Annotated in this window: 21 protein-coding genes; 7 read left to right on the top strand and 14 right to left on the bottom strand. The window is 67.3% G+C overall.

Annotated elements, in window-relative coordinates:
• Positions 1-142 precede the first annotated feature (142 nt).
• The gene (locus B3E43_RS03690; protein ID WP_292026719.1) at positions 143-1,723 is read left to right on the top strand and encodes an MBL fold metallo-hydrolase; all 1,581 of its coding nucleotides are present in this window, start codon (positions 143-145) and stop codon (positions 1,721-1,723) included.
• Positions 1,720-2,490 (top strand): TIGR00730 family Rossman fold protein, encoded by a 771-nt coding sequence (locus B3E43_RS03685; RefSeq protein ID WP_292026717.1) that lies wholly within the window; start codon positions 1,720-1,722, stop codon positions 2,488-2,490. Before B3E43_RS03690 ends, B3E43_RS03685 begins: the two co-directional genes overlap by 4 nt.
• An 81-nt stretch (positions 2,491-2,571) precedes the next feature.
• Here the strand turns inward: B3E43_RS03685 and B3E43_RS03680 are convergent, their stop codons facing one another.
• From B3E43_RS03680 to B3E43_RS03670, 3 genes are all read right to left on the bottom strand, one after another.
• Positions 2,572-3,339, bottom strand: coding sequence for an SDR family NAD(P)-dependent oxidoreductase (locus B3E43_RS03680; RefSeq protein WP_292026714.1), 768 nt, complete (start codon positions 3,337-3,339; stop codon positions 2,572-2,574).
• On the bottom strand, positions 3,336-3,905 hold the full coding sequence (locus B3E43_RS03675) for a CC0125/CC1285 family lipoprotein (RefSeq protein WP_292026711.1): 570 nt from the start codon (positions 3,903-3,905) through the stop codon (positions 3,336-3,338). The genes B3E43_RS03680 and B3E43_RS03675 overlap by 4 nt, the downstream gene beginning before the upstream one ends.
• Positions 3,906-4,005: 100 nt before the next feature.
• Positions 4,006-4,653, bottom strand: coding sequence for a helix-turn-helix domain-containing protein (locus B3E43_RS03670; protein ID WP_292026709.1), 648 nt, complete (start codon positions 4,651-4,653; stop codon positions 4,006-4,008).
• A 188-nt stretch (positions 4,654-4,841) separates the two neighbouring features.
• On the opposite strand from B3E43_RS03670, the gene B3E43_RS03665 reads away from it, so the two are divergent.
• The gene (locus tag B3E43_RS03665; protein WP_292026706.1) at positions 4,842-5,459 is read left to right on the top strand and encodes a hypothetical protein; all 618 of its coding nucleotides are present in this window, start codon (positions 4,842-4,844) and stop codon (positions 5,457-5,459) included.
• 136 nt (positions 5,460-5,595) lie between these two features.
• On the opposite strand, the gene ccoS is transcribed toward B3E43_RS03665, so the two are convergent.
• From ccoS to ccoN, 8 genes are read right to left on the bottom strand one after another with little or no spacing between them, the layout of a single operon-like run.
• Positions 5,596-5,775, bottom strand: coding sequence for a cbb3-type cytochrome oxidase assembly protein CcoS (gene ccoS, locus B3E43_RS03660; RefSeq protein WP_292026704.1), 180 nt, complete (start codon positions 5,773-5,775; stop codon positions 5,596-5,598).
• Positions 5,772-7,925 carry a heavy metal translocating P-type ATPase gene (locus B3E43_RS03655; protein WP_292026849.1) on the bottom strand — a complete coding sequence of 718 codons (2,154 nt, stop codon included), beginning with the start codon at positions 7,923-7,925 and terminating at the stop codon, positions 5,772-5,774. Before B3E43_RS03655 ends, ccoS begins: the two co-directional genes overlap by 4 nt.
• An 11-nt stretch (positions 7,926-7,936) precedes the next feature.
• Positions 7,937-8,428: a FixH family protein gene (locus B3E43_RS03650; protein WP_292026701.1), complete on the bottom strand. Its 492-nt coding sequence runs from the start codon at positions 8,426-8,428 to the stop codon at positions 7,937-7,939.
• Positions 8,428-9,915 (bottom strand): cytochrome c oxidase accessory protein CcoG, encoded by a 1,488-nt coding sequence (gene ccoG, locus B3E43_RS03645; RefSeq protein ID WP_292026699.1) that lies wholly within the window; start codon positions 9,913-9,915, stop codon positions 8,428-8,430. Before ccoG ends, B3E43_RS03650 begins: the two co-directional genes overlap by 1 nt.
• On the bottom strand, positions 9,912-10,811 hold the full coding sequence (gene ccoP, locus B3E43_RS03640) for a cytochrome-c oxidase, cbb3-type subunit III (protein WP_292026697.1): 900 nt from the start codon (positions 10,809-10,811) through the stop codon (positions 9,912-9,914). The genes ccoG and ccoP overlap by 4 nt, the downstream gene beginning before the upstream one ends.
• The gene (locus B3E43_RS03635) at positions 10,804-10,977 is read right to left on the bottom strand and encodes a cbb3-type cytochrome c oxidase subunit 3 (protein WP_292026695.1); all 174 of its coding nucleotides are present in this window, start codon (positions 10,975-10,977) and stop codon (positions 10,804-10,806) included. The genes ccoP and B3E43_RS03635 overlap by 8 nt, the downstream gene beginning before the upstream one ends.
• Positions 10,974-11,711: a cytochrome-c oxidase, cbb3-type subunit II gene (gene ccoO / locus B3E43_RS03630; protein WP_292026693.1), complete on the bottom strand. Its 738-nt coding sequence runs from the start codon at positions 11,709-11,711 to the stop codon at positions 10,974-10,976. The genes B3E43_RS03635 and ccoO overlap by 4 nt, the downstream gene beginning before the upstream one ends.
• 11 nt (positions 11,712-11,722) lie before the next feature.
• The gene (gene ccoN / locus B3E43_RS03625) at positions 11,723-13,384 is read right to left on the bottom strand and encodes a cytochrome-c oxidase, cbb3-type subunit I (RefSeq protein ID WP_292026691.1); all 1,662 of its coding nucleotides are present in this window, start codon (positions 13,382-13,384) and stop codon (positions 11,723-11,725) included.
• A gap of 117 nt (positions 13,385-13,501) precedes the next feature.
• On the opposite strand from ccoN, the gene B3E43_RS03620 reads away from it, so the two are divergent.
• The gene (locus B3E43_RS03620; protein WP_292026689.1) at positions 13,502-13,762 is read left to right on the top strand and encodes a hypothetical protein; all 261 of its coding nucleotides are present in this window, start codon (positions 13,502-13,504) and stop codon (positions 13,760-13,762) included.
• Between the two features lie 9 nt (positions 13,763-13,771).
• Here B3E43_RS03620 and B3E43_RS03615 read toward each other — a convergent pair whose 3' ends face one another.
• From B3E43_RS03615 to hemN, 3 genes are all read right to left on the bottom strand, one after another.
• The gene (locus B3E43_RS03615; RefSeq protein WP_292026687.1) at positions 13,772-14,164 is read right to left on the bottom strand and encodes a response regulator transcription factor; all 393 of its coding nucleotides are present in this window, start codon (positions 14,162-14,164) and stop codon (positions 13,772-13,774) included.
• A complete protein-coding gene (locus B3E43_RS03610; protein ID WP_292026685.1) occupies positions 14,161-14,844 on the bottom strand; it encodes a helix-turn-helix domain-containing protein in 684 nt (227 codons plus the stop codon). Before B3E43_RS03610 ends, B3E43_RS03615 begins: the two co-directional genes overlap by 4 nt.
• A gap of 106 nt (positions 14,845-14,950) precedes the next feature.
• On the bottom strand, positions 14,951-16,351 hold the full coding sequence (hemN, locus tag B3E43_RS03605) for an oxygen-independent coproporphyrinogen III oxidase (protein WP_292026683.1): 1,401 nt from the start codon (positions 16,349-16,351) through the stop codon (positions 14,951-14,953).
• A gap of 72 nt (positions 16,352-16,423) precedes the next feature.
• On the opposite strand from hemN, the gene B3E43_RS03600 reads away from it, so the two are divergent.
• The 3 genes from B3E43_RS03600 to B3E43_RS03590 form a co-directional block, all read left to right on the top strand.
• The gene (locus tag B3E43_RS03600; protein WP_292026681.1) at positions 16,424-17,944 is read left to right on the top strand and encodes a PAS domain-containing sensor histidine kinase; all 1,521 of its coding nucleotides are present in this window, start codon (positions 16,424-16,426) and stop codon (positions 17,942-17,944) included.
• Positions 17,934-18,545: a response regulator FixJ gene (gene fixJ / locus B3E43_RS03595; RefSeq protein ID WP_292026679.1), complete on the top strand. Its 612-nt coding sequence runs from the start codon at positions 17,934-17,936 to the stop codon at positions 18,543-18,545. The genes B3E43_RS03600 and fixJ overlap by 11 nt, the downstream gene beginning before the upstream one ends.
• An 82-nt stretch (positions 18,546-18,627) precedes the next feature.
• A partial coding sequence (locus B3E43_RS03590) for an aminotransferase class I/II-fold pyridoxal phosphate-dependent enzyme (RefSeq protein ID WP_292026677.1) occupies positions 18,628-19,025 on the top strand: 398 nt, incomplete at its 3' end.

Raw genomic sequence — 19,025 nt, 5'->3', positions numbered from 1 at the left:
ATGGCCGGCCCGCGTTTGCAGAGCCGCTGATGCAGAGGTTCGGCGTTCATCCGGGCGTACCGCCCGCCCGCGCGGCTGCGCCGGGCCCGGTCGCGTCGCCCTTCTGGACAGTGTCCATTCCACCTTCCCCGGGAACCACGCCATGACCGCCCAACTGACCTTCTACGGGGCTGCCGAGTGCGTCACCGGCTCCTGCATGTTGCTCGAAGCGGAGGGGCGGAGGATTCTCATCGACTGCGGCATGTTTCAGGGACCCAAGACCCTCAAGGCTCTCAACTACCAGCCCTTCCCATTCTCTGCGGACTCGCTCGACGCGGTCCTGCTGACCCACGCCCATATCGACCACTCCGGACTGCTGCCCAAACTGGTCAGGGCCGGCTATCGCGGTCCGATCTTCACGACGCGGAGCACGCGGGATCTCTGCGAGGTCATGCTGGCGGACTCCGCCGGCATCCAGGAGGGCGAGGTCCGGCGCCTCAACCGGCGGAACGCGCAGCGAGGACTGAGGCCCGTAGAACCGATCTACACCACCCAAGACGTCGATCCGACGCTGCGGCTGTTCGAGCGGGTCAAGTTCGAAGAGCCGTGTCCGATTGTCGAAGGCGTCCGGGCGACCTGGTGGCCGGCAGGCCATCTCCTCGGCGCCGCTTCGATCCAGGTCCAGATCGGCGAGGCAGCCGACGGCCTGAATCTCTTGTTCTCGGGCGACCTCGGCTCGGGCCGGCAACCCTTCCTGCCCAGTCCGGATGGCCCCATCGGCGTAGATCATGTGATCCTCGAAAGCACCTACGGCGACCGGGAGCGCATCGATCTGGAACTCGATGCGCGCCGTCACGCCCTCGCGGACGAACTGCGCCAGGCACGGGCGGCGGGCGGACCGCTTCTGCTCCCGACTTTTGCCGTCGGCCGCGCCCAGGAGTTGATCCTCGATCTGCTCGCGGTCATGGAAGCTGAGCCGGATCTGGCCGCTGACATCTTCCTCGATTCGCCGCTCGCCATCGAAGCGACCGAGGTCTTTCTGCGGCGCGGCTGGAATCCTGACAGCGGCGACAATCCGTTCGAACCGCTGCGGCACGCCACCCGGCTGCACCACCTGATGCGCCCCGACGAAAGTGACCGGCTGGAACGGCTGACCGGATGGCACATCATCCTGGCCGGCAGCGGCATGTGCGATGCCGGACGAATCCGGCGGCACCTCAAACGCCTGCTGTGGCGCCGGGAGGTGACCGTTCTGATGACCGGCTTCCAGGCCGCCGGAACCCTCGGCCGCATGCTGGTCGAGGGTCGCTCCTTCGTCCGAATCCAGGGGGAAGACTTCCGGGTCGGCGCGCGGATCCGCAACCTCGACTGCTACTCCGGCCATGGCGATGCGACCGATCTGGTGGAATGGCTCAAGGCCAGAGGTCCTGTCGGAGGATCCGTGCTGCTCGATCATGGCGAACCGTCGGCGCTTGCGACGCTCGCGGGCCGGCTGACCGAAGCCGGCTACCGGCCCGTCACGGCCCTGCTCGACCAGACCTATCTGCTCACCCGGACGGCTGCGACGCCCCTGCCCCGCACCGGCGCACGCCTGGAGCGGGGGCAGGCGACTCGTCCGGACTGGCATAACGACCGCGCCGCCTTCCTCGTCACCCTGAACGAGACGCTCCAGCGACTCCCGAGCGATGCGGAAAGGGCCCGCCTGGTAGGCAGGCTGAGCGAGGCCCTCGAGTCTGATCGATGAGCGATTCTCCCACAGCTTCAAACGCCGCCCAACTCGCCAGCCGGGCCTATCGCCTCCCCGCAGCCGACGAAGCCTTCCTGCTCGGCGACTCCATGCGCGGCGTGCGCTTCCTGATGGAGTTCGCCAAGGCCGATGATATCCTGCGCGCCTGGGGCGTCGCCTCGACGATCGTTGTCTTCGGCAGCGCACGCATCGCCGAGGACGGCCCGGCCGATCATGCGCGCTGGTATGCCGAGGCCCGCCGTTTCGCGGATCTGGCCTCCCGCGAGGGCGGCGCGCTCGTCGGCGGCGGCCAGCCGCGGCAGAACGTCATCGCCACCGGCGGCGGGCCGGGGATTATGGCCGCGGCCAACCGGGGGGCCGTGGACGCAGGTGCGCCCTCGATCGGCTTCAACATCAGCCTGCCCGCGGAGCAGGAACCGAACGCATGGTCGACGCCGGACCTGACTTTCCGATTCCACTATTTCGCCATGCGCAAGATGCACCTGGCGATGCGCGCGAACGCGCTCGTGGTCTTTCCGGGCGGCTTCGGAACCCTGGACGAGCTGTTCGAAATCCTGACGCTGCGTCAGACGGGCAAGATGAGGCCCGTGCCCGTCGTTCTGGTGGACAAGGGCTACTGGACCGACCTGATACGGTTCGACACGCTTCTGGCGAACGGCTTCATCAGCCCCGAAGACCTGGACCTGCTGCAGTTCGCCAGTGATGGTGCGGACGCCTGGCGCAAGCTGGCATCCTTCCTGACGGGCGCCAGCGTCCCGCGATAATGGGGCCATGCAAGCACTCTTCCTCGGAGCATCGCAATCGTCGCTCGTCCCGACGGCTGAGCTTCACCGCACCCACCCGGCCTAGCGGGCGGAATAGCCGCCGTCGATGACCAGTTCGGCCCCGGTGACGAAGCGGGCTTCGTTCGAGGCGAGATAGACGGCGCCCCAGGCGATGTCATCGGGCTCTCCGATATGGCCCAGCGGGTGCAGTGCGGCGGTCGCCTTTCGCCCTTCCTCCAGATCACCCTGGGTCGAGAGGTGGGCCTCGACCATCGGCGTCCAGATGAACCCGGGATGGATGGAGTTCACGCGGATCCGGTCGGGCGCGTAGAGCATGGCGTCGGTCTTGCTCATCAACCGGACAGCGCCTTTCGAGGCATGATACGGAGGAACATCCGGCCCGCCGACGAGGCCGTAGATCGAGGACAGGTTGATGACCGATCCGGCGCCGGCCTGTTTCAGGTGGGGAATGGCGTGCTTGGTGCAGAAGAAAACGCCCTTGACGTTGACGGCCTGAACCCGGTCCCATTCGGCTTCGGTGATCTCGTGCGTCGGCTTGTTGACCCCGGCTATGCCGGCGTTGTTGACCAGGATGTCGAGGCGGCCGAAATGCTGCACGACCTTCTGCATCACGGCTTTCACCTCGCCCTCGATGGATACGTCGCAACGCCAGTAGGCCGCCGGCAGACCCCTGGCCTTGAGCTCGGCGATGAGCTCCCGGCCGTCGGCGTCACGGATGTCGAGCAAAGCGACGGACGCCCCCTCTTCGGCCATGCGGACGGCGATTGCGCGGCCGAGGCCCACGGCGGCGCCCGTGATCACGGCGACCTTGCCGGTCAGGCGGTTCATCGCGCCGGGCCTTCCGGCCGGATGATGCGGTCTTCGAGCGATGCCTTGACCGCCCGTGCGTCGAAGGTGCGCAGATCGTCGGCCGGTCTCGCCCCGCGGCGCATCACCACCTCTGCGACAGCTTCGTAGGCGGTGATGCGCCGGACGTCGAACACCGGCTCAACGCCATGACGATCCCATGCCTGCCAGCCCCCGCGGACGCCATAGGCATAACGCCAGTGCGGCTCCCAGCCGGGTCCCCAGGCTCCGATCGGCCCCCGGACAACCAGGGTGACGTGTTCCTCGGTGTCGCGCTCGACCGCCTGGAACCAGTCGTAGCCGTTCTGCAGGGTCAGCTCGGCGGCCCGGTACAGCAGGTAGGTCTCGACCGTCTCCCGGGAGGTCAGGCTATTGCCCGCGAAGGCGACGCGCCAGCGCTCCGGCTCCACCCGCAGCTCGCGGTAGCCGTCCGAATGGGCGGGGTCGGTCGGCGAGGCGGCGTGATAGGGCGTTGCGGTGGCGCAGGCGGACAGAGCCAGGGCGGCCGCCAGGACGGCGATGAGGGTGCGAGCCGGGGTGGATTTCATTCGAATTCTCCTTGCCGTCCATCAGGGTGCAAAGGCCGGGCGCTGTCGTTGACGCCGGTCAAATCTCCGGCTTCCGCAGGGAAATGCCGCCGAGCGTCGGTCACGCGGCCGCGAGCCTGGTCAGGCTGCTGCGCTGACGGACCCGGAAATGCCGGCAGTCAGCGAACTCGACCGCGCCGTCGGCCTGCAAGCGGCCGAGCATCCGGGAAACCGTCTCGATGGTCAGTCCCAGATAGTCGGCCATGTCCTGCCGGCCCATCGGCAGGGCGACCAGGTCGCCACGAAAACGGTCAGCCATGTCGAGAAGGAAGCGGGCCACCCGTTCGCAGGCCGTAGCGCGGCCCAGGAGAAGCATATGCGTCTGGGCCCGCGCCAACTCTGTCGCTGTCGCGGCCCAGAGCATCTTCTCAACCCGGCCGGCCCCAAAGGCGGAGGATCCGCTCCGATTTACAACCATGACCTCGCAAGGTGTCAGCGCCTCCGCGGAGAAGCGGTTCTTCGGACCCGTCTCCACGCCGAACACATCGCCTTCGAAGTAGAATTCGCCGATCTGTCGGCGGCCGTCCGCCAGCAGATGGCTCGTCCGGATCGATCCCTTGGTCAGGCAATAGATCAGGTCGGCGGCCTCGTCCTGGCCATAGACCTCCTCGCCGGCAGCGAAATCCATCCGCAGCGCACCGTCCCAGCCATCGCCCCGCACCGCCGCCACGCCTCCGGCCAGACTGCCGGGCATCCCAATCGAGATCATATCCAGGCTCCCTCTGCGATCCCGCAAGGGTTAGACCGCGGGGGCGGATCCCGACATTGGGGAGCTCCCCCTAGGCAGGTCTCCCTAGGGGCTTCACCGGAGGCGACCGTCGCTTTGCGATGGATCAAGGCTTCACCTGCTCGGTCGGGGTCCAGTGCCTCCCCTGGTCCAGAGTGAGGGAAGCCCCAATGCCGCGGCGTATTGAGCAACTGGCCGAAGAAATTGTCCGCCTGCAGGGGGAGCTCGACCGGGAAATTGAAAAACGCCGGGCCGACCTGGGCTGGAAATTCAACGCCGGCCTGATTGAGTTCGAGCACGGGATCACCCAGCGCCAGCGTCAGCTGCGGCTCGGGGTCACGGCCTTCATGGCTCGATCAGACCTCGCCACGATCGTCACCGCCCCGTTGATCTACTCCCTGATCATCCCGGTTCTGTTGATCGACGCCTGGGCCTCGCTCTATCAGGCAGTCTGCTTCCGGGCCTACCGGATCCCGATGGTCCGCCGCTCCAGATACATCGTCATTGATCGTAACAGGCTGGGCTATCTGAACGCGGTCGAGGCGCTCAACTGCCTCTATTGCGAGTACGCCAACGGCGTCGTCGCCTATGTGCGCGAGATCTCCAGCCGCACCGAGCAATACTGGTGCCCCATCAAACACGCCTTCGGGATCACCGACCCGCATCTGCGCTACTACCAGTTTCTCGAATACGGCGACGCCGAAGGCTACCGCGCCCGCCTTGACGAGTTCCGCCAACGTCTCCGCACGGAGGCTTCGGATGTCGATCCTGCAGCAGGTCCCGGCTGACAGGGCGCTGTTCCAGGCCCTGGCGGCCGTTTGACGTCGGCCACGGCCCAGCCCTTGAGCCCGTGCGCGGCCGGGCTGCTTTTTACGGATAGGATGCCCCGCGTCCGCTGATCGGCGAAGGACCGGAACGCCCGGGCTAGGTGTCGGTACCGCCGCCCGGGTCCGGCGCGTCCGGATCGACATCGTCGATAAGGATACGCGCCGCCGCGCCCTGGACATCGTCGTACTGCCCGGAACGGAGAGTCCAGACGAAGGCCCCGACGGCGACGAGGCCGAGAAGCACCGAAAAAGGAGCCAGCAGGAAGATGATATTCATCGCGGAGCCCTCACCCGAAGCGCATTGAGCGTCACGACCAGCGAAGAGCCGGACATTGCCAGGGCGGCGACGAAGGGGTTCACCAGGCCGATCATGGCCGCGGGGGCGGCCACCAGATTGTAGAGGGCTGCAAAGCCGAAATTCTCGAGTGCGCGACGGCGGGCCGAGCGCGCGACGTCTATGGCCTCGACGACGGCCATCAGCGCGTCTCCGGTCAGCACAAGATCTGCGGCGTTCTGGCTGGCCGCCAGCGCCGTTCCAGGCGCTATGGCGGCATGGGCGCGCGCCAGGGCGGCGGCGTCATTCAGCCCGTCCCCGATCATCAGGACCTTGCGGCCCTTGGCGGCGAGGTTGTCGATCGCCCCCGCCTTCTCCTCCGGCATGAGACCCGCCCGCCAGGAGGCGACGCCGACCGCGTCCGCTACGCCCCCGACCGCGCCGCTCTGGTCGCCCGACAGGATTTCAATCGTGATCCCGCGCGCCCTGAGAGCCGCGATCGTAGCGCCAGCGTCCGTGCGCAGGACATCCGAGAACTGCAGACGGACCTTGGACTCGCCTTCAAAGCCGAACCAGAGTTCAGTTTCACCGGACCGCAGGGTCGGAACGCCCACGAAGGCGGCCCGCCCGAGCCGGGCGCGGCGACCGTCGATCAGACCCTCGACGCCAAGGCCGGTGTGCTCAACGACCTCGGTCGCCAGAGGGCCCTCGCCCGCGGCCCGGGCGACCGCGCGCGCCATCGGGTGGCTTGAGGCCCGCGCGAGGGGCGCGGCGAGCGCGATGATCGTCGGCGACGCGCCGACAAGGGCCGGTCGCCCCTCGGTCAGAACGCCCGTCTTGTCGAAAACGACATGATCGATCTCGGCCAGCCGCTCGAGTGCAGCGCCGGACTTGACCAGGACGCCGCGTCGGAAAAGGCGCGCCGAAGCGACTACCTGCACCGCCGGAACCGCCAGCCCGAGGGCGCAAGGGCAGGTGATGATCAGGACTGCGACAGCCCGGATGAGTGCTTCCCGCGGGTCGAGACCGAGGGCCCAGCCGCCGGCGAAGGTCGCAAGCGCGGCGGCATGGACCACCGGGACATAGAGGGCCGCCGCACGGTCAGCGAGCTGGACATACCGCGAGCGCGACTGGGCCCCGGCGTCCACGAGACGGGCGATGGCCGCCAGGGTCGAGTCCTCGGATCGTGCGCTGGCGCGCAACGTCAGCAGACCGGAGGTGTTGACGGCGCCCGCACGGCACAGCTGTCCTGGCCCGACCCGTTCGGGCGCGCTCTCGCCGGTCAGCAGGCTGTTGTCGAGCAGGGCCTCGCCGTCCTCAAGCATGGCGTCGACCGGAATGCGTTCGCCGGGACGCACGCGCAGGAGGTCTCCCGGCTGGACGTCGCCGAGCGGAATCGAGCGCTCGCGGCCGGCCGCGTCGACGATACAGGCGACAGGCGCCTGGAGCGCCAGCAGATCGCCGGCGGCGCTTCGGGCCTTGGCGCGCAGCACATGATCCAGCCACCGCCCGATCAGCAGCAGGAACAGCAGCGACACCGCTGCGTCGAAATAGGCGTCACGTCCGTTCAGGATCGTCTCGGAGAAGCTGATCGCCAGCGTCAGGATCACCCCGACCGAGATCGGCACGTCCATATTGGCGCGGCCGGCGCGCAGCGATCGCCAGGCCGACCGGAAGAAGGTCATCCCCGCGAAAATGGCGCAGGGCGCGCCGACGATGGCCGACAGCCACATCATCATAGAGCGGGTGGCCGGTCCCAACTCCTGGTCGAACAGCCCGGCCCAGACTGGAACCGAGAACATCATGGCGTTCATCGACCCGAAGCCGGCGATGGCGAGGGCGAGGATCAGCCGTCGTCCCTCGCGGTCACGCTCCACCAGCGCGGCGCCCGGATCATAGGGGGTGGCCGGATAGCCCAACCGCCCGAGCGCCGCGATGATCCGTCCCGGATCGACGTTCGCGTCCCTGAGTCCGAGCGCCAGACGTCCGGTGGACAGGTTAAGCCGCGCGTTCTCGACACCGGCGAGCCCCGCCATCTCCCGCTCGATCTTTGAGATGCAGCCGGCGCAACGAGCGCCGGTGACCAGAAGGTCGAGGGATGTGCGACCATCGTCGGACCGGCGCAGGAAGGCCGACATATCAGGTCCGGTCATGGCGTCGAGGGTCAGGGCCACGTCAGCCTCCGCTCGGCGATGAAGGCCGCGCCCGACGCCGCCCGGGCCTCGATGCGGGTGTCCCACGCCCCCGTCAGCCCGGCCTTCGCGCCGCCATAGCGGCCCGGGGCGGTCTCGGTGAGGGCCAGCTCGGTGCGGCCATGTTCGGTCGCCGGTCGTTGCAGGGTGGCGGTCACGGTAAGGCCGCTGATCGGGGCCCCGTCGCGGTCCTGCATCAGCACGATCAACCCGTCGGCCCCGGCCTCGGCGGCGGCGCGCCATCCCAGTGCGAGCTGGGCCCGCTGACGCTCCAGCTCGGCATTGTAGATCAGCCCCGCCTCATAGGGCTTGGGCGCGACCTGGCCGGGGTGGCTGCGGTAGGCCTGTGTCAGGAAGACCGTGTTGACCGCGATGATCACCCCGAAGAAGGCGACCATGGCCACGGCGACGTGCCAGCCCTTGATCGTGAACGGGGGTCTGGTCGGTGGAGCCGGAGCGGACATCACTGGGGGTCTCCGTATTCAAAGGCCGTGGGAACGGTGCGAGTCTCGACGTCCGAGCGGATCTCGAAGGCGGCTTCCTGGCTGCCGCTGCCGACCTGCTCGGCGGGGGCGGTGACGAAGACGCGCAAGGGGGTGACGCGATTGGGCTCGACCGCGACCCGCAAGGGAGTCTCCACCGGCCGCCCCGCGCTGCGGAGCACCGCGCCCGGAACCCCGGCGTAGCGGATGTCGATCGTGGTCGGCTCGAAGCCGTGGTTGGCGATCTTGAGCGTGTAGCCGTTGCGCACCGATCCGTCAGCCAGGCGCACAAAGGCCGGATTGCGGTCGCGCAGGGCGTGGACGTCGAGCTGGGGCCGGACGCTGAAGCCCCAGATCATCAGCCCGCCGACGACCGCGAGGGCGATGCCGTAATAAAGCGTGCGCGGTCGGACCAGCCGATGCTCCGGCTTCTGGCCGCAACTGCGCGCCGCGACCGCGGAATCGGTGTCATAGGCGATCAGGCCGCGTGGGCGGCCGACCTTGTCCATCACCTCGTTGCAGGCGTCGATGCACAGGCCGCAGTTGATGCACTCCAGCTGGGCCCCGTCGCGAATATCGATGCCCATCGGGCAGACCACGACGCACTGGTTGCAGTCGATACAGTCGCCGCGGCCGTCCCAGGTCTCCGTTTTCTTGTGCGGGCCGCGCGGCTCGCCCCGGTCGTAGCGATAGGTGACCTGGAAGGACTGGTCGTCGAGCATGGCCCCCTGGATGCGCGGCCACGGGCACATGTAGGTGCAGACCTGCTCGCGCATATGGCCGGCGAAGACATAGGTGGTGAAGGTCAGGATGGCGCACGAGACATAGGCCGTCATCGGCGCCGTCCCGACCCAGAAGGTGCGGATCAGGTCCGGCGCGTCGTGGAAATAGAAGATCCATGCCCCGCCCGTGCCGAAGGCGGCGCCGATCCAGACGGCGTGTTTACCGGTCTTGCGCCACAGCTTGTTGAACGACATGGGCGCCGCATCCAGCCGCATCCGCGCGTTCCGGTCGCCCTCGAACAGGCGCTCGATGTAGATGTAGAGGTCGGTCCAGACCGTCTGGGGGCAGGCGTACCCGCACCACAGACGACCGAAAAGAGCGGTCACGAGGAAGAGCGCAAGGGCAGACATCACCAGCAGGCCGGTGATGAAATACACCTCCTGCGGCCATAGCTGGACCATGAAGAAATAGAAGCGGCCGCCGTCGAAATCCACCAGCACGGCCTGGTCCGGCAGGACGCCGGGGCGGTCCCAGCGGATCCAGGGCGTGACATAGTAGATCGCCAGCATGACGATCAGCAGGGCCCATTTGATCCACCGCCACCGGCCGTGGACCAGTTTGGGATAGATCGGCACCCGCGCCTTGTAGAGGCCCTTCGGCTTCTCCTTTTCCCGCTGCCGCTCGGCGACCGAGACCGGTCCGGTCGCCTTGGAGCGATCGCGGGTGCGGTCGATGATGATGGTCATGGCGCGGGTTCGACGACTCCGGGGACCTCGGCGGCGCCGCCGGCGTTCACGTGGACATAGACGGCCAGCGCCTTGATCACCGCGGGCGAGAACCGGCCCTCCCAGCTGGGCATGACGCCGTTGCGGCCATTGTGGATCTGGCCGCGGATGGCGTCGCGGTCCGACCCGTACAGCCACTCACGGTCGGTCAGGTTCGGAGCACCCTGCGCCTGGTCGCCCACGCCCGTGGGCGTATGGCAGGCGGCGCAGTTGTCAGCATAGATTTGCCGCGAGCGTTCGACGGCTGCGGCATCCGCAGGGCGGCCCGAGAGGGCCACCACATATTCGGTCATGTCGGACACCTGGGCCGCAGTCAGCATGTTGTCGCGACCGAAGGCCGGCATCTGCGAGGTGCGGGTTTCCGGGTGGGCGGCCCGAACGCCGACACGCAGGGTATGCTCGATCTCATCCAGTGATCCGCCCCACAGCCAGACGTCGTCGCGCAGGTTGGGATAGCCCCGCGTGCCGCCGCCGCCCGCGCCGTGGCAGGTCGCGCAGTTGTCGCCGAACACCGACTGGCCCACTGACAGGGCATGGGCCTGGAGATCCGGGTCCGCTTCAATCTGTTGCAGCGAGGCGGTGGCCAGCATGGCTTCGCCGCGACCGCGCTGCACCTGCAGCGCCTGCAGCTCCTCAGCGACGTCGGCGCGGTCGGACTGTTTCAGCAGGCCGGGCGTATAGCCGTTCAGCCCGGGCCATGCCGGCATCAGCACCCAGTAGACGATGGCCACCACGATGGAGCCATAGAAGATCCACAGCCACCAGCGAGGGAGCGGATTGTCCAGCTCCTTGATGCCGTCCCATTCGTGTCCGGTCGTCTCGACGCCGGAGTGTTCGTCGCGCTCGGTTTCAGACATCTTCGCCCTCGTCTTTCTCGAGCGGGAGGTGGGACAGCCGCTTGAACGTGTCGCGGTGTTTGGGGCGCAGCGCATAGACGACGCCGGCGACGAAGATGGCGATGAAGTAGAGGGTGCCGCCCTGCTGGGCGAACCGCGCCACGGTCTCGTAGTCGAGGCCGGTCATCGCAGATTCTCCGGGTCTTCGGCCTGATAGGTGCTGAAGTCGACCTGGGTGCCGAGTTGCTGCAGATAGGCGATCAGGGCGTCCATCTTGGTCAGGCGCGCCGGGTTGCCGTCGAAGTCGCCCTGGGCCACGCGGGGCCCGTAGCGGCTCCGCAGGTCCGAGGTCTCACTGGCGTAGGGATCGACCTGGGCGTTCAGGTCGGCCTCGGCGTTTTCGACCTGCTCGGCCGTATAGGGCACGCCGACGGCCACCATCGCGGCCAGCTTTGCGCGGATCGCGTGCACGTCGAGGTCCTGGTCCGCCAGGAACCGGTAGGGAGGCATGTTGGATTCCGGCACCACCGAGCGCGGGTCGGTCAGGTGCTCGACATGCCAGTCGTTCGAGTATTTGCCGCCCACCCGGGCGAGGTCGGGACCCGTTCGCTTGGACCCCCACTGGAACGGATGGTCGTACATGCTCTCTGCGGCAAGACTGTAGTGGCCGTAGCGTTCGACCTCGTCGCGCAGGGGCCGGACCATCTGCGAGTGACAGCCATAGCAGCCCTCGGCGATGTAGATGTCCCGGCCGGCCAGCTCGAGCGGGGTGTAGGGGCGCACGCCCTCGACCTCCTCGATCGTACTCTCGACCCAGAACAGGGGCGCGATCTCGACGATCCCGCCGACCGAAACCACCACCGTGATGCCGAGGACCAGCCAGAGCGAGTGACGTTCAAATCTCTTATGGTGCTTCCACATGGTTCTGATCCTCACTCGGCCGGCAGGAGTCGCGGCTCGATCGTCGTCGCCGGGACAGCCGCGCTGTTCGGCACGGACGGCATGCGGATCGTTCGCCACAGGTTGTAGGACATGATGAGCGTGCCGCTCAGGAACATCAGGCCGCCGACGGTGCGGATGACGTTCTGGATATGCTTGGCGGACACCGTCTCGATGAAGCTGTTCGCGAGGAAGCCGTCGGGCGTGTACTCGCGCCACATCAGGCCTTCCATGATGCCGGAGACCCACATCGCGGTGATGTAGAGAACGATCCCGGTCGTCGCGATCCAGAAATGCCACTCGACCAGGGCGTTCGAATACAGCCGGTCTTTCTTCCACAGCCACGGCACGAGGCAGTAGATCGCGCCGAAGCTGATGAAGCCGACCCAGCCCAACGCCCCGGAGTGGACGTGGCCGATGGTCCAGTCGGTATAGTGCGACAGGGCGTTGACCGTCCGGATGGACATCAGCGGGCCCTCGAAGGTCGACATGCCGTAGAAGGCGATGGCCACAACCATCATGCGGACGACGGGGTCGGTGCGCAGCTTGTCCCAGGCGCCCGACAGGGTCATCAGGCCGTTGATCATCCCGCCCCACGACGGCATCCACAGCATGATCGAGAAGGTCATGCCCAGCGTCTGCGTCCACTGCGGCAGGGCCGTGTAGTGCAGGTGGTGCGGACCGGCCCAGATGTAGATGAAGATCAGCGACCAGAAGTGGACGATCGACAGGCGGTAGGAATAGACCGGCCGCTCGACCCGCTTGGGCACGAAATAATACATCATCGCCAGGAAACCGGCGGTCAGGAAGAAGCCGACGGCGTTGTGGCCGTACCACCACTGCACGAGCGCGTCCTGCACCCCGCCGAAGGCGGAGTAGCTGCGCGCCTCCAACAGGCCCACCGGCACGGCGGCGTTGTTGACCAGATGCAGCAGGGCGACGGTGACGATGAAGGCCAGATAGAACCAGTTGGCCACATAGATGTGGGGTTCCTTGCGCTTCCAGATCGTGCCGAGGAAGACCAGCAGATAGGCGACCCAGACGATGGTCAGCCAGATATCGACGTACCATTCCGGCTCGGCGTATTCGCGCGACTGGGTGATGCCGGCGACATAGCCGGTGGCCGCCAGGACGATGAACAGCTGGTAGCCCCAGAATACGAACCAGGGCCAGATCCCGCCCGCGAGGCGCGCCTTGCAGGTCCGCTGCACCACCCAGAAGGAGGTACAGATCAGGGCGTTGCCGCCGAAGGCGAAGATCACGCCCGATGTGTGCAGCGGGCGCAGGCGGCCGAAATTCAGCCAGCCATGCTCAGGGAAGTAGAAGATCTCGGGCCACGACAGCTGGGCGGCGATGAAGACGCCGACGGTCATGCCGATGACGCCCCAGAACATGGTGGCGATGACCCCGGCGCGAATCACGCCGTCCTGATAGCGGCCGGGGTCTGAACGGAACCTGCCGTGGGCGACGCCGATGGTCAGGGCGCTCAAGGCCAGGACCGAGGCGGCCATGAGGATATAGCCGTGAAACCGGAAGGCCGAGTCATCGGTCAGGCCGGTCGCGAACAAGGCCAGGACCGCGGCCACGCCGAGGAACAGGAACAGGGCGACCACGTCTGACGGGGTGTCGGCGTCGGGCGTTGCGATGGACGGCATTCGGATAGATCCCTCGAACAGAGGATGTCTCCGTGCCCGGACTTCGCGGCGAGCGCCTTGCGCTGGCGCAAAGCTGCGCGCGCAATTTTCGGGTCTTGTGCCTCACGGAGACCCGAGATGCAGATTCAGGACATTCAAGAACAACAGGTGCTGGGCGCGGCCCTCATCATCCTCGGCCTGTCGCTGGGTGGCGCCGCCGCGGGCGCTGGCCTGCTGGCCGCAGAGCACATGGCTGCGAACGCGGCGATGTGCGGGCCGACCTTGGGACATTGTGTGCGATGCATCGCCGCCGGGACACTGCTGGTCGCCGCGATCGGTGTGTCCGGGGCGGGCGCATGGCTGCTGCAGTCCCGGCGTGCGCTTCAGCGCGCGGGGTGAAGCCGCGTTTCAGGCCTGTCGAGCCAGCGCCTTCCTGACGGTTGTCAGCAAGGCGTCCGTCAGGAGCGGCTTCTCGATAATGGGTACGCCCGCGGCCGCCGCCCGGTTTCGCAGGGCGGTCCTCGGATTGGTCGTGATCAGGATCGCCGGCAGGCGGACGCCCGTCGCGCGCAGGCCTTCCAACAGCGCCAACCCGTCCATGCCCGGCAGGTTGTGGTCGAGAATCAGACAGCCTGTTTGTGGCAGGTCGTCTGCCGCCAGGACGCTCTCGCCATCGCGGAAACTACGAACATCCAGCCCCTCAAGGTCAAATGAGAACTGCATGGCGTGAGTCACTGCGGGATCGTCATCGACGAGGATGACGCAGGGTCGTGCCGGGCCGATGACGAGATCGGCCGTCACGCGCACAGGCCCTCAAGCCGATGACGCTGCAGCAGGCGCACGTGGCGGGACGACCGGGCCTCAACCATGCCCTGGTCCTGGAGCTGGGACAGGGTGCGCGAGACCGTATGGATGGTCAGGCCAACATGGTCCGCGATGTCCTGCCGCGTCATGGGCAGGTCGATGATTTCCGGCTGGCCCATCCGTTCCGCGAAATCCAGAAGGAAGGCGGCGACACGCTCGGTGGCGCCCTGCCGCGCAAGGATCAGGGCGTGGTCTTCGCTACGCCGGAAGGCGCGGACGGTCACCTGCCACAGGGCTCTCGCCAGATCGACATCGGTCACGGCGCGTCCGGCCAGCTCGGTCCGCTCCATCGCCAGAGCATCCACGCGGCTCAGGGCCTCCGTGGTGGTCGCGTGCTCCACGCCGGCCTCGAGGCCGAGGAAGTCGCCCGGCAGATGGAAGCCCGTAACCTGGCGGCGGCCATCGCTCAGCAGTCGGTAGCTGATCACGGCGCCGCTGAGGATGCGATAGACGAGCCGGACGGCGTCCCCTTGCTGGAACAGAAGCGCGCCGGGAGCGAAGGGCGAACGGGGCGCCGTCGTGGCGCTTACGAAGGCGCCGCAGAGGGCGCAATCGGGCGTGGGGTCCATCGACGGGGCGGCCGCTTGTGGGGGCTCGCAATAACGTAGGGCGGTCATCCGATCCTCCAGGCACGGTCGATGCCGCAAGCTAGGACCCTGCCCGGTTCACCGGTATTCGGGTCTGCCCCCTAAGGGGTTTCCCTGATGCCGGCCGACGGGCCCTCTACACCGCGCGGGCGTGCCGACGCTCAACGGTGAGAAGCCCCGCATCGAAACAGGCTGCCACGACCCGCATCAACCGGAAGGCTTCCGCAGGGATGGTCACCGTGCGGCCCTCGACCCGGCACAGTCCGTCGACCTGGAGCGCGGACGCGGCTGCGATGGAGTCATCCAGCGCGGTCGGCTCGAAGCCCCGACTGACGCACTCGGCGCCGACATCGACGCTCAGGTCACACATCAACCGTTCGATGACGCCCGCTCGCAGGTCGTCTTCCGCCGAGACGCGCAGGCTCCGAGCGACGGGCAGGCGCCCGGCTTCAACCGCGCGGCTCCAGACGTCAGTCGCCGCAGCATTCTGGACGAATCCCGCCGCGAGCCGGCCGATCGAGGACGGGCCGATGGGAACGAGCACAGGCGCGGGATCGTCGGTATAGCCCTGAAAATTCCGCCGCAGGGTTCCCGCGGCGGCCGCCCTGGCCAGCGGGTCGCCGGGAAGCGCATAGTGATCCAGCCCGATCCGCAGATACCCCTCCGCCCGCAGGACCGAGTCGGCCGCCTCGGCCTGGGCCCAGCGCTCGTCCCCGTCGGGGAGTTCGCCCTCCCTGATCATGACCTGGTGCTTCTTCATCCAGGGTACATGGGCGTAGCCGAAAACCGCCACACGGTCCGGACGCAGGCTCGCCGCGGCCGAGGCCGAGGCGGCGACGTTCTCCGGCGTCTGACCCGGAAGGCCGTACATCAGGTCAAAATTGATGGCGTCGACCCCCATTTGCCGCAGCCGATGGGTCGCGGTCGCCACCCGGTCGAAGGACTGGATCCGGTTGACGCGCGCCTGCGTATCGCCGTCGAAGGTCTGGACGCCGAGACTTGCGCGCGTCACGCCCGCAGCGCCGGCTGCATCGATGAACGCGTCCGACAGCATGCCCGGGTCGAGTTCGACGGCCACTTCAGCGCCGGGTCGCAGGGAGAACCGGTCGGCCATGTGGCGGACCAGGGTATGGAAATGTTCGGGAGACAGGGCGTTGGGACTGCCGCCCCCGAAATGCAGGTGAGCGGCCCCGGCATGCGGCCCGGCGGCGCTCGCCCACAGATCCACTTCGCGGATCAGGGTTTCGAAAAAGGCCCCGACCCGATCGTAGTCATGGACGACGCTGGTGTGACATCCGCAGTACCAGCACAGCCGACGGCAGAAGGGCACATGGACATAGGCGGAGATCGTCTGTTCAGCCCCAATGGAGGACAGCCAGCTCCGGACCTGCGCGTCGCCCTCGACAGGCGCAAAGGCGACCGCCGTCGGATAGCTGGTGTAGCGCGGCAGGCTGCGCGCGGCATGCGATCGCCAGGCCGGCGGCAGCCCCCCCGACAACGTCGCAAGGCCCGGTCGGTCATGGTCATTGTGCGGCATGCGCCGACCTAGCGGCCCAATGCATCTGGTGAAATTCGGGAGTTTCACCTACGGGTTGTTGCGGAGGCCAGGATGACGACTACCCCCGCGCAGGCGATCGAGGCCCGGTCTATCCGGGACTGGATGCTGGCGGCGAGACATACCCGCCTCGGCCTTGCGACCGCTGTGTCACTCACTGCTGCCGGCTTCATGCTGCGCCCCATCATGTCGCCTCTGCTCGAGGATCGGCTGGCCTTCCTGATTTTCATGCCGGCGGTCATCGGCGCCGCGGCGCTCGGCGGCGCCCCCGCCGGGGCGGTGGCGATCCTGCTTGGGCTTGCCAGCGGTCTGTATGTCGCGGGCGTCGCCGATGGCCTGACAGCCGGCGACCTGATCGGCGGTGTGATCTTCCTGTTCATCGGCGCGGCCATCACGGCCGGCGGCGAGGCCTTCCAGATCATGCGGTCCCGCGCCGAGGCCGTGAACCGCGACCTGCTCGCCCGCGAGGCCCACCTCCAGTCCATCCTCGCCACTGTACCGGACGCCATGGTGGTCATCTGCGAGCGCGGGATCATGCAGTCGTTCAGCGTCGCGGCGGAACGCCTGTTCGGCTGGAAAGCCGACGAGGTGATCGGACAGAACGTGAAGATGCTGATGCCGGATTCCTACCGTGAGCAGCATGATGGTTACCTCGATCGGTATCTGACCACCGGAGAGCGGCGCATCATCGGGGTCGGCCGGGTCGTTGTGGGCGAGCGCCGCGACGGCTCGACCTTTCCGATGGAGCTGTCGGTCGGCGAGATGATTTCGGGCGACCAGCGCTTCTTCACCGGCTTTGTCCGCGACCTCAGTGAACGGCAGGACACGGAGCAGCGGCTGCAGGAACTGCAGTCCGAACTGGTCCACATCTCGCGACTGACGGCCATGGGCGAGATGGCCTCGGCGCTCGCGCACGAACTGAACCAGCCGCTGTCGGCCATGGCCAACTATCTGAAGGGCTCATCACGGCTGCTCGCGGCAGAGCCTGTACCGAGGGAGCGCCTGCTGGAAGCCATTGAGAAGGCCGGCGAACAGGCTCTTCGCGCTGGAGAAATAATCCGGCGGTTGCGGGACTTCGTCGCGCGCGGCGAAGCCGAACGTCGGGTCGAGAGCCTGCCCAAATTGATCGAGGAGGCCAGCGCCCTCGCCCTCGTCGGGGCCAAGGAGCACGGCGTGCGCGTGCAGTTCCGGTTCTCGCCCGGGATCGAATGTGTTCTCGCCGACAAGGTCCAGATCCAGCAGGTGGCGCTCAATCTGATACGCAACGCCATGGAGGCCATGGAGGCAGGCTCGAAAAGGGTTCTGGAGATCAGGATCGACCCGGCGGCGGACGACCATGCCCAGGTGACAGTGGCCGATACGGGTTCGGGCATCAGTCCGGAGATCGCCGACCAGCTGTTCCAGCCCTTTGTCACGACCAAGCGGACCGGTATGGGCGTGGGCCTGTCAATTTCACGGACCATCATCGAAGCGCACGGCGGGCGCATCTGGATGGAGCCGAACCAGGGTGGAGGCACCCGATTTTGCTTTACACTGCGCGCCGTAGACGAAGAGGAACTCAACGATGGCGAATGAGCCGGTTGTCCACATTGTCGACGACGACGCCGCAATCCGGGACTCCCTCGCCTTCCTTCTGGACACCGCGAGCGTGGTCTCGAAGACTTATGAGTCCGCTGCCGCCCTGCTGGCGCGCGCCCCCAATCTTGAACCGGGCTGCATCGTTACCGACGTCCGCATGCCAGACATGAATGGGCTGGAGATGGTCCGTCGCCTGGCCGAGATCGGCGTGCGCCACCCCGTCATCGTCATGACCGGCCATGCCGACGTGCCCCTGGCCATTGAAGCGGTTCGGGCCGGCGTAAAGGACTTCATCGAAAAGCCCTTCGATGACGATGCCCTGCTCGCCTCGATCCGCGCGGCCATAGCCGGCCAGGCCCAGGCCGCGGAACAGGCGGGACGGGATACGGAACTGCGCGAACGGCTCGCCAGCCTCTCGTCGCGCGAGCGGCAGGTCCTGGACGGCCTTGTGGCCGGCCATGCCAACAAGGTCATCGCCTTTGACCTGGAGATCAGCCCCCGGACGGTCGAGGTCTACCGGGCGAATGTGATGACCAAGATGCAGGCCCGCAGCCTGTCTGAACTGGTCCGGATGACGATCCTCGTCCAACGCCCCTGAGCCTCGGGCGTCAGGGGTTTCCCGGAGGTGACCAAAGCCGGTGCAGGTGGGATTGGTCTGGCTCGTCGCGAGGTCCATCCTGATGTTCGACTACCAGGCCGCATTCCAGACCGCTGTCGAGCAGGTCAAGGGCGAGGGGCGCTACCGCGTCTTCGCCGACCTGAAGCGCGTGCGCGGCCAGTTCCCGAAAGCGATCCGCCGTCGTGAGGACGGGTCCGAGCAGGACGTGATCGTCTGGTGCTCGAACGACTACCTCGGCATGGGCCAGCATCCGGCGGTGCTGGCGGCCATGCAGGCGGAGATCGACGCGGTCGGCGCGGGCGCCGGCGGCACCCGCAACATCTCGGGCACAACCCGGTCGGCGGTCGATCTGGAGGCCGAGCTGGCCAGCTGGCACCGGAAGGAAGCGGCCCTGCTGTTCACCTCGGGCTATGTGGCCAATGAGGCGACGCTGACGACGCTGCAGCGCATCCTGCCGGG

Source organism: Brevundimonas sp. UBA2416 (assembly GCF_002343105.1).
In the GTDB taxonomy this organism is placed as follows: Bacteria; Pseudomonadota; Alphaproteobacteria; order Caulobacterales; family Caulobacteraceae; genus Brevundimonas.
Note: the sequence above shows the minus strand (reverse complement) of the source record. Positions and strands in the feature narration are given on the sequence as shown.

Coding starts and splice junctions, on each gene's coding strand:
- B3E43_RS03675 (WP_292026711.1), bottom strand. CDS start 3,905: ATGAAATCCACCCCGGCTCGCACCCTCATCGCCGTCCTGGCGGCCGCC.
- fixJ (WP_292026679.1), top strand. CDS start 17,934: ATGGCGAATGAGCCGGTTGTCCACATTGTCGACGACGACGCCGCAATC.
- ccoO (WP_292026693.1), bottom strand. CDS start 11,711: ATGTGGAAGCACCATAAGAGATTTGAACGTCACTCGCTCTGGCTGGTC.
- ccoN (WP_292026691.1), bottom strand. CDS start 13,384: ATGCCGTCCATCGCAACGCCCGACGCCGACACCCCGTCAGACGTGGTC.
- B3E43_RS03650 (WP_292026701.1), bottom strand. CDS start 8,428: ATGTCCGCTCCGGCTCCACCGACCAGACCCCCGTTCACGATCAAGGGC.
- B3E43_RS03690 (WP_292026719.1), top strand. CDS start 143: ATGACCGCCCAACTGACCTTCTACGGGGCTGCCGAGTGCGTCACCGGC.
- B3E43_RS03620 (WP_292026689.1), top strand. CDS start 13,502: ATGCAGATTCAGGACATTCAAGAACAACAGGTGCTGGGCGCGGCCCTC.
- B3E43_RS03680 (WP_292026714.1), bottom strand. CDS start 3,339: ATGAACCGCCTGACCGGCAAGGTCGCCGTGATCACGGGCGCCGCCGTG.
- ccoG (WP_292026699.1), bottom strand. CDS start 9,915: ATGACCATCATCATCGACCGCACCCGCGATCGCTCCAAGGCGACCGGA.
- ccoP (WP_292026697.1), bottom strand. CDS start 10,811: ATGTCTGAAACCGAGCGCGACGAACACTCCGGCGTCGAGACGACCGGA.
- B3E43_RS03685 (WP_292026717.1), top strand. CDS start 1,720: ATGAGCGATTCTCCCACAGCTTCAAACGCCGCCCAACTCGCCAGCCGG.
- hemN (WP_292026683.1), bottom strand. CDS start 16,351: ATGCCGCACAATGACCATGACCGACCGGGCCTTGCGACGTTGTCGGGG.
- B3E43_RS03670 (WP_292026709.1), bottom strand. CDS start 4,653: ATGATCTCGATTGGGATGCCCGGCAGTCTGGCCGGAGGCGTGGCGGCG.
- B3E43_RS03635 (WP_292026695.1), bottom strand. CDS start 10,977: ATGACCGGCCTCGACTACGAGACCGTGGCGCGGTTCGCCCAGCAGGGC.
- ccoS (WP_292026704.1), bottom strand. CDS start 5,775: ATGAATATCATCTTCCTGCTGGCTCCTTTTTCGGTGCTTCTCGGCCTC.
- B3E43_RS03610 (WP_292026685.1), bottom strand. CDS start 14,844: ATGACCGCCCTACGTTATTGCGAGCCCCCACAAGCGGCCGCCCCGTCG.
- B3E43_RS03600 (WP_292026681.1), top strand. CDS start 16,424: ATGACGACTACCCCCGCGCAGGCGATCGAGGCCCGGTCTATCCGGGAC.
- B3E43_RS03655 (WP_292026849.1), bottom strand. CDS start 7,925: ATGACCGGACCTGATATGTCGGCCTTCCTGCGCCGGTCCGACGATGGT.
- B3E43_RS03665 (WP_292026706.1), top strand. CDS start 4,842: ATGCCGCGGCGTATTGAGCAACTGGCCGAAGAAATTGTCCGCCTGCAG.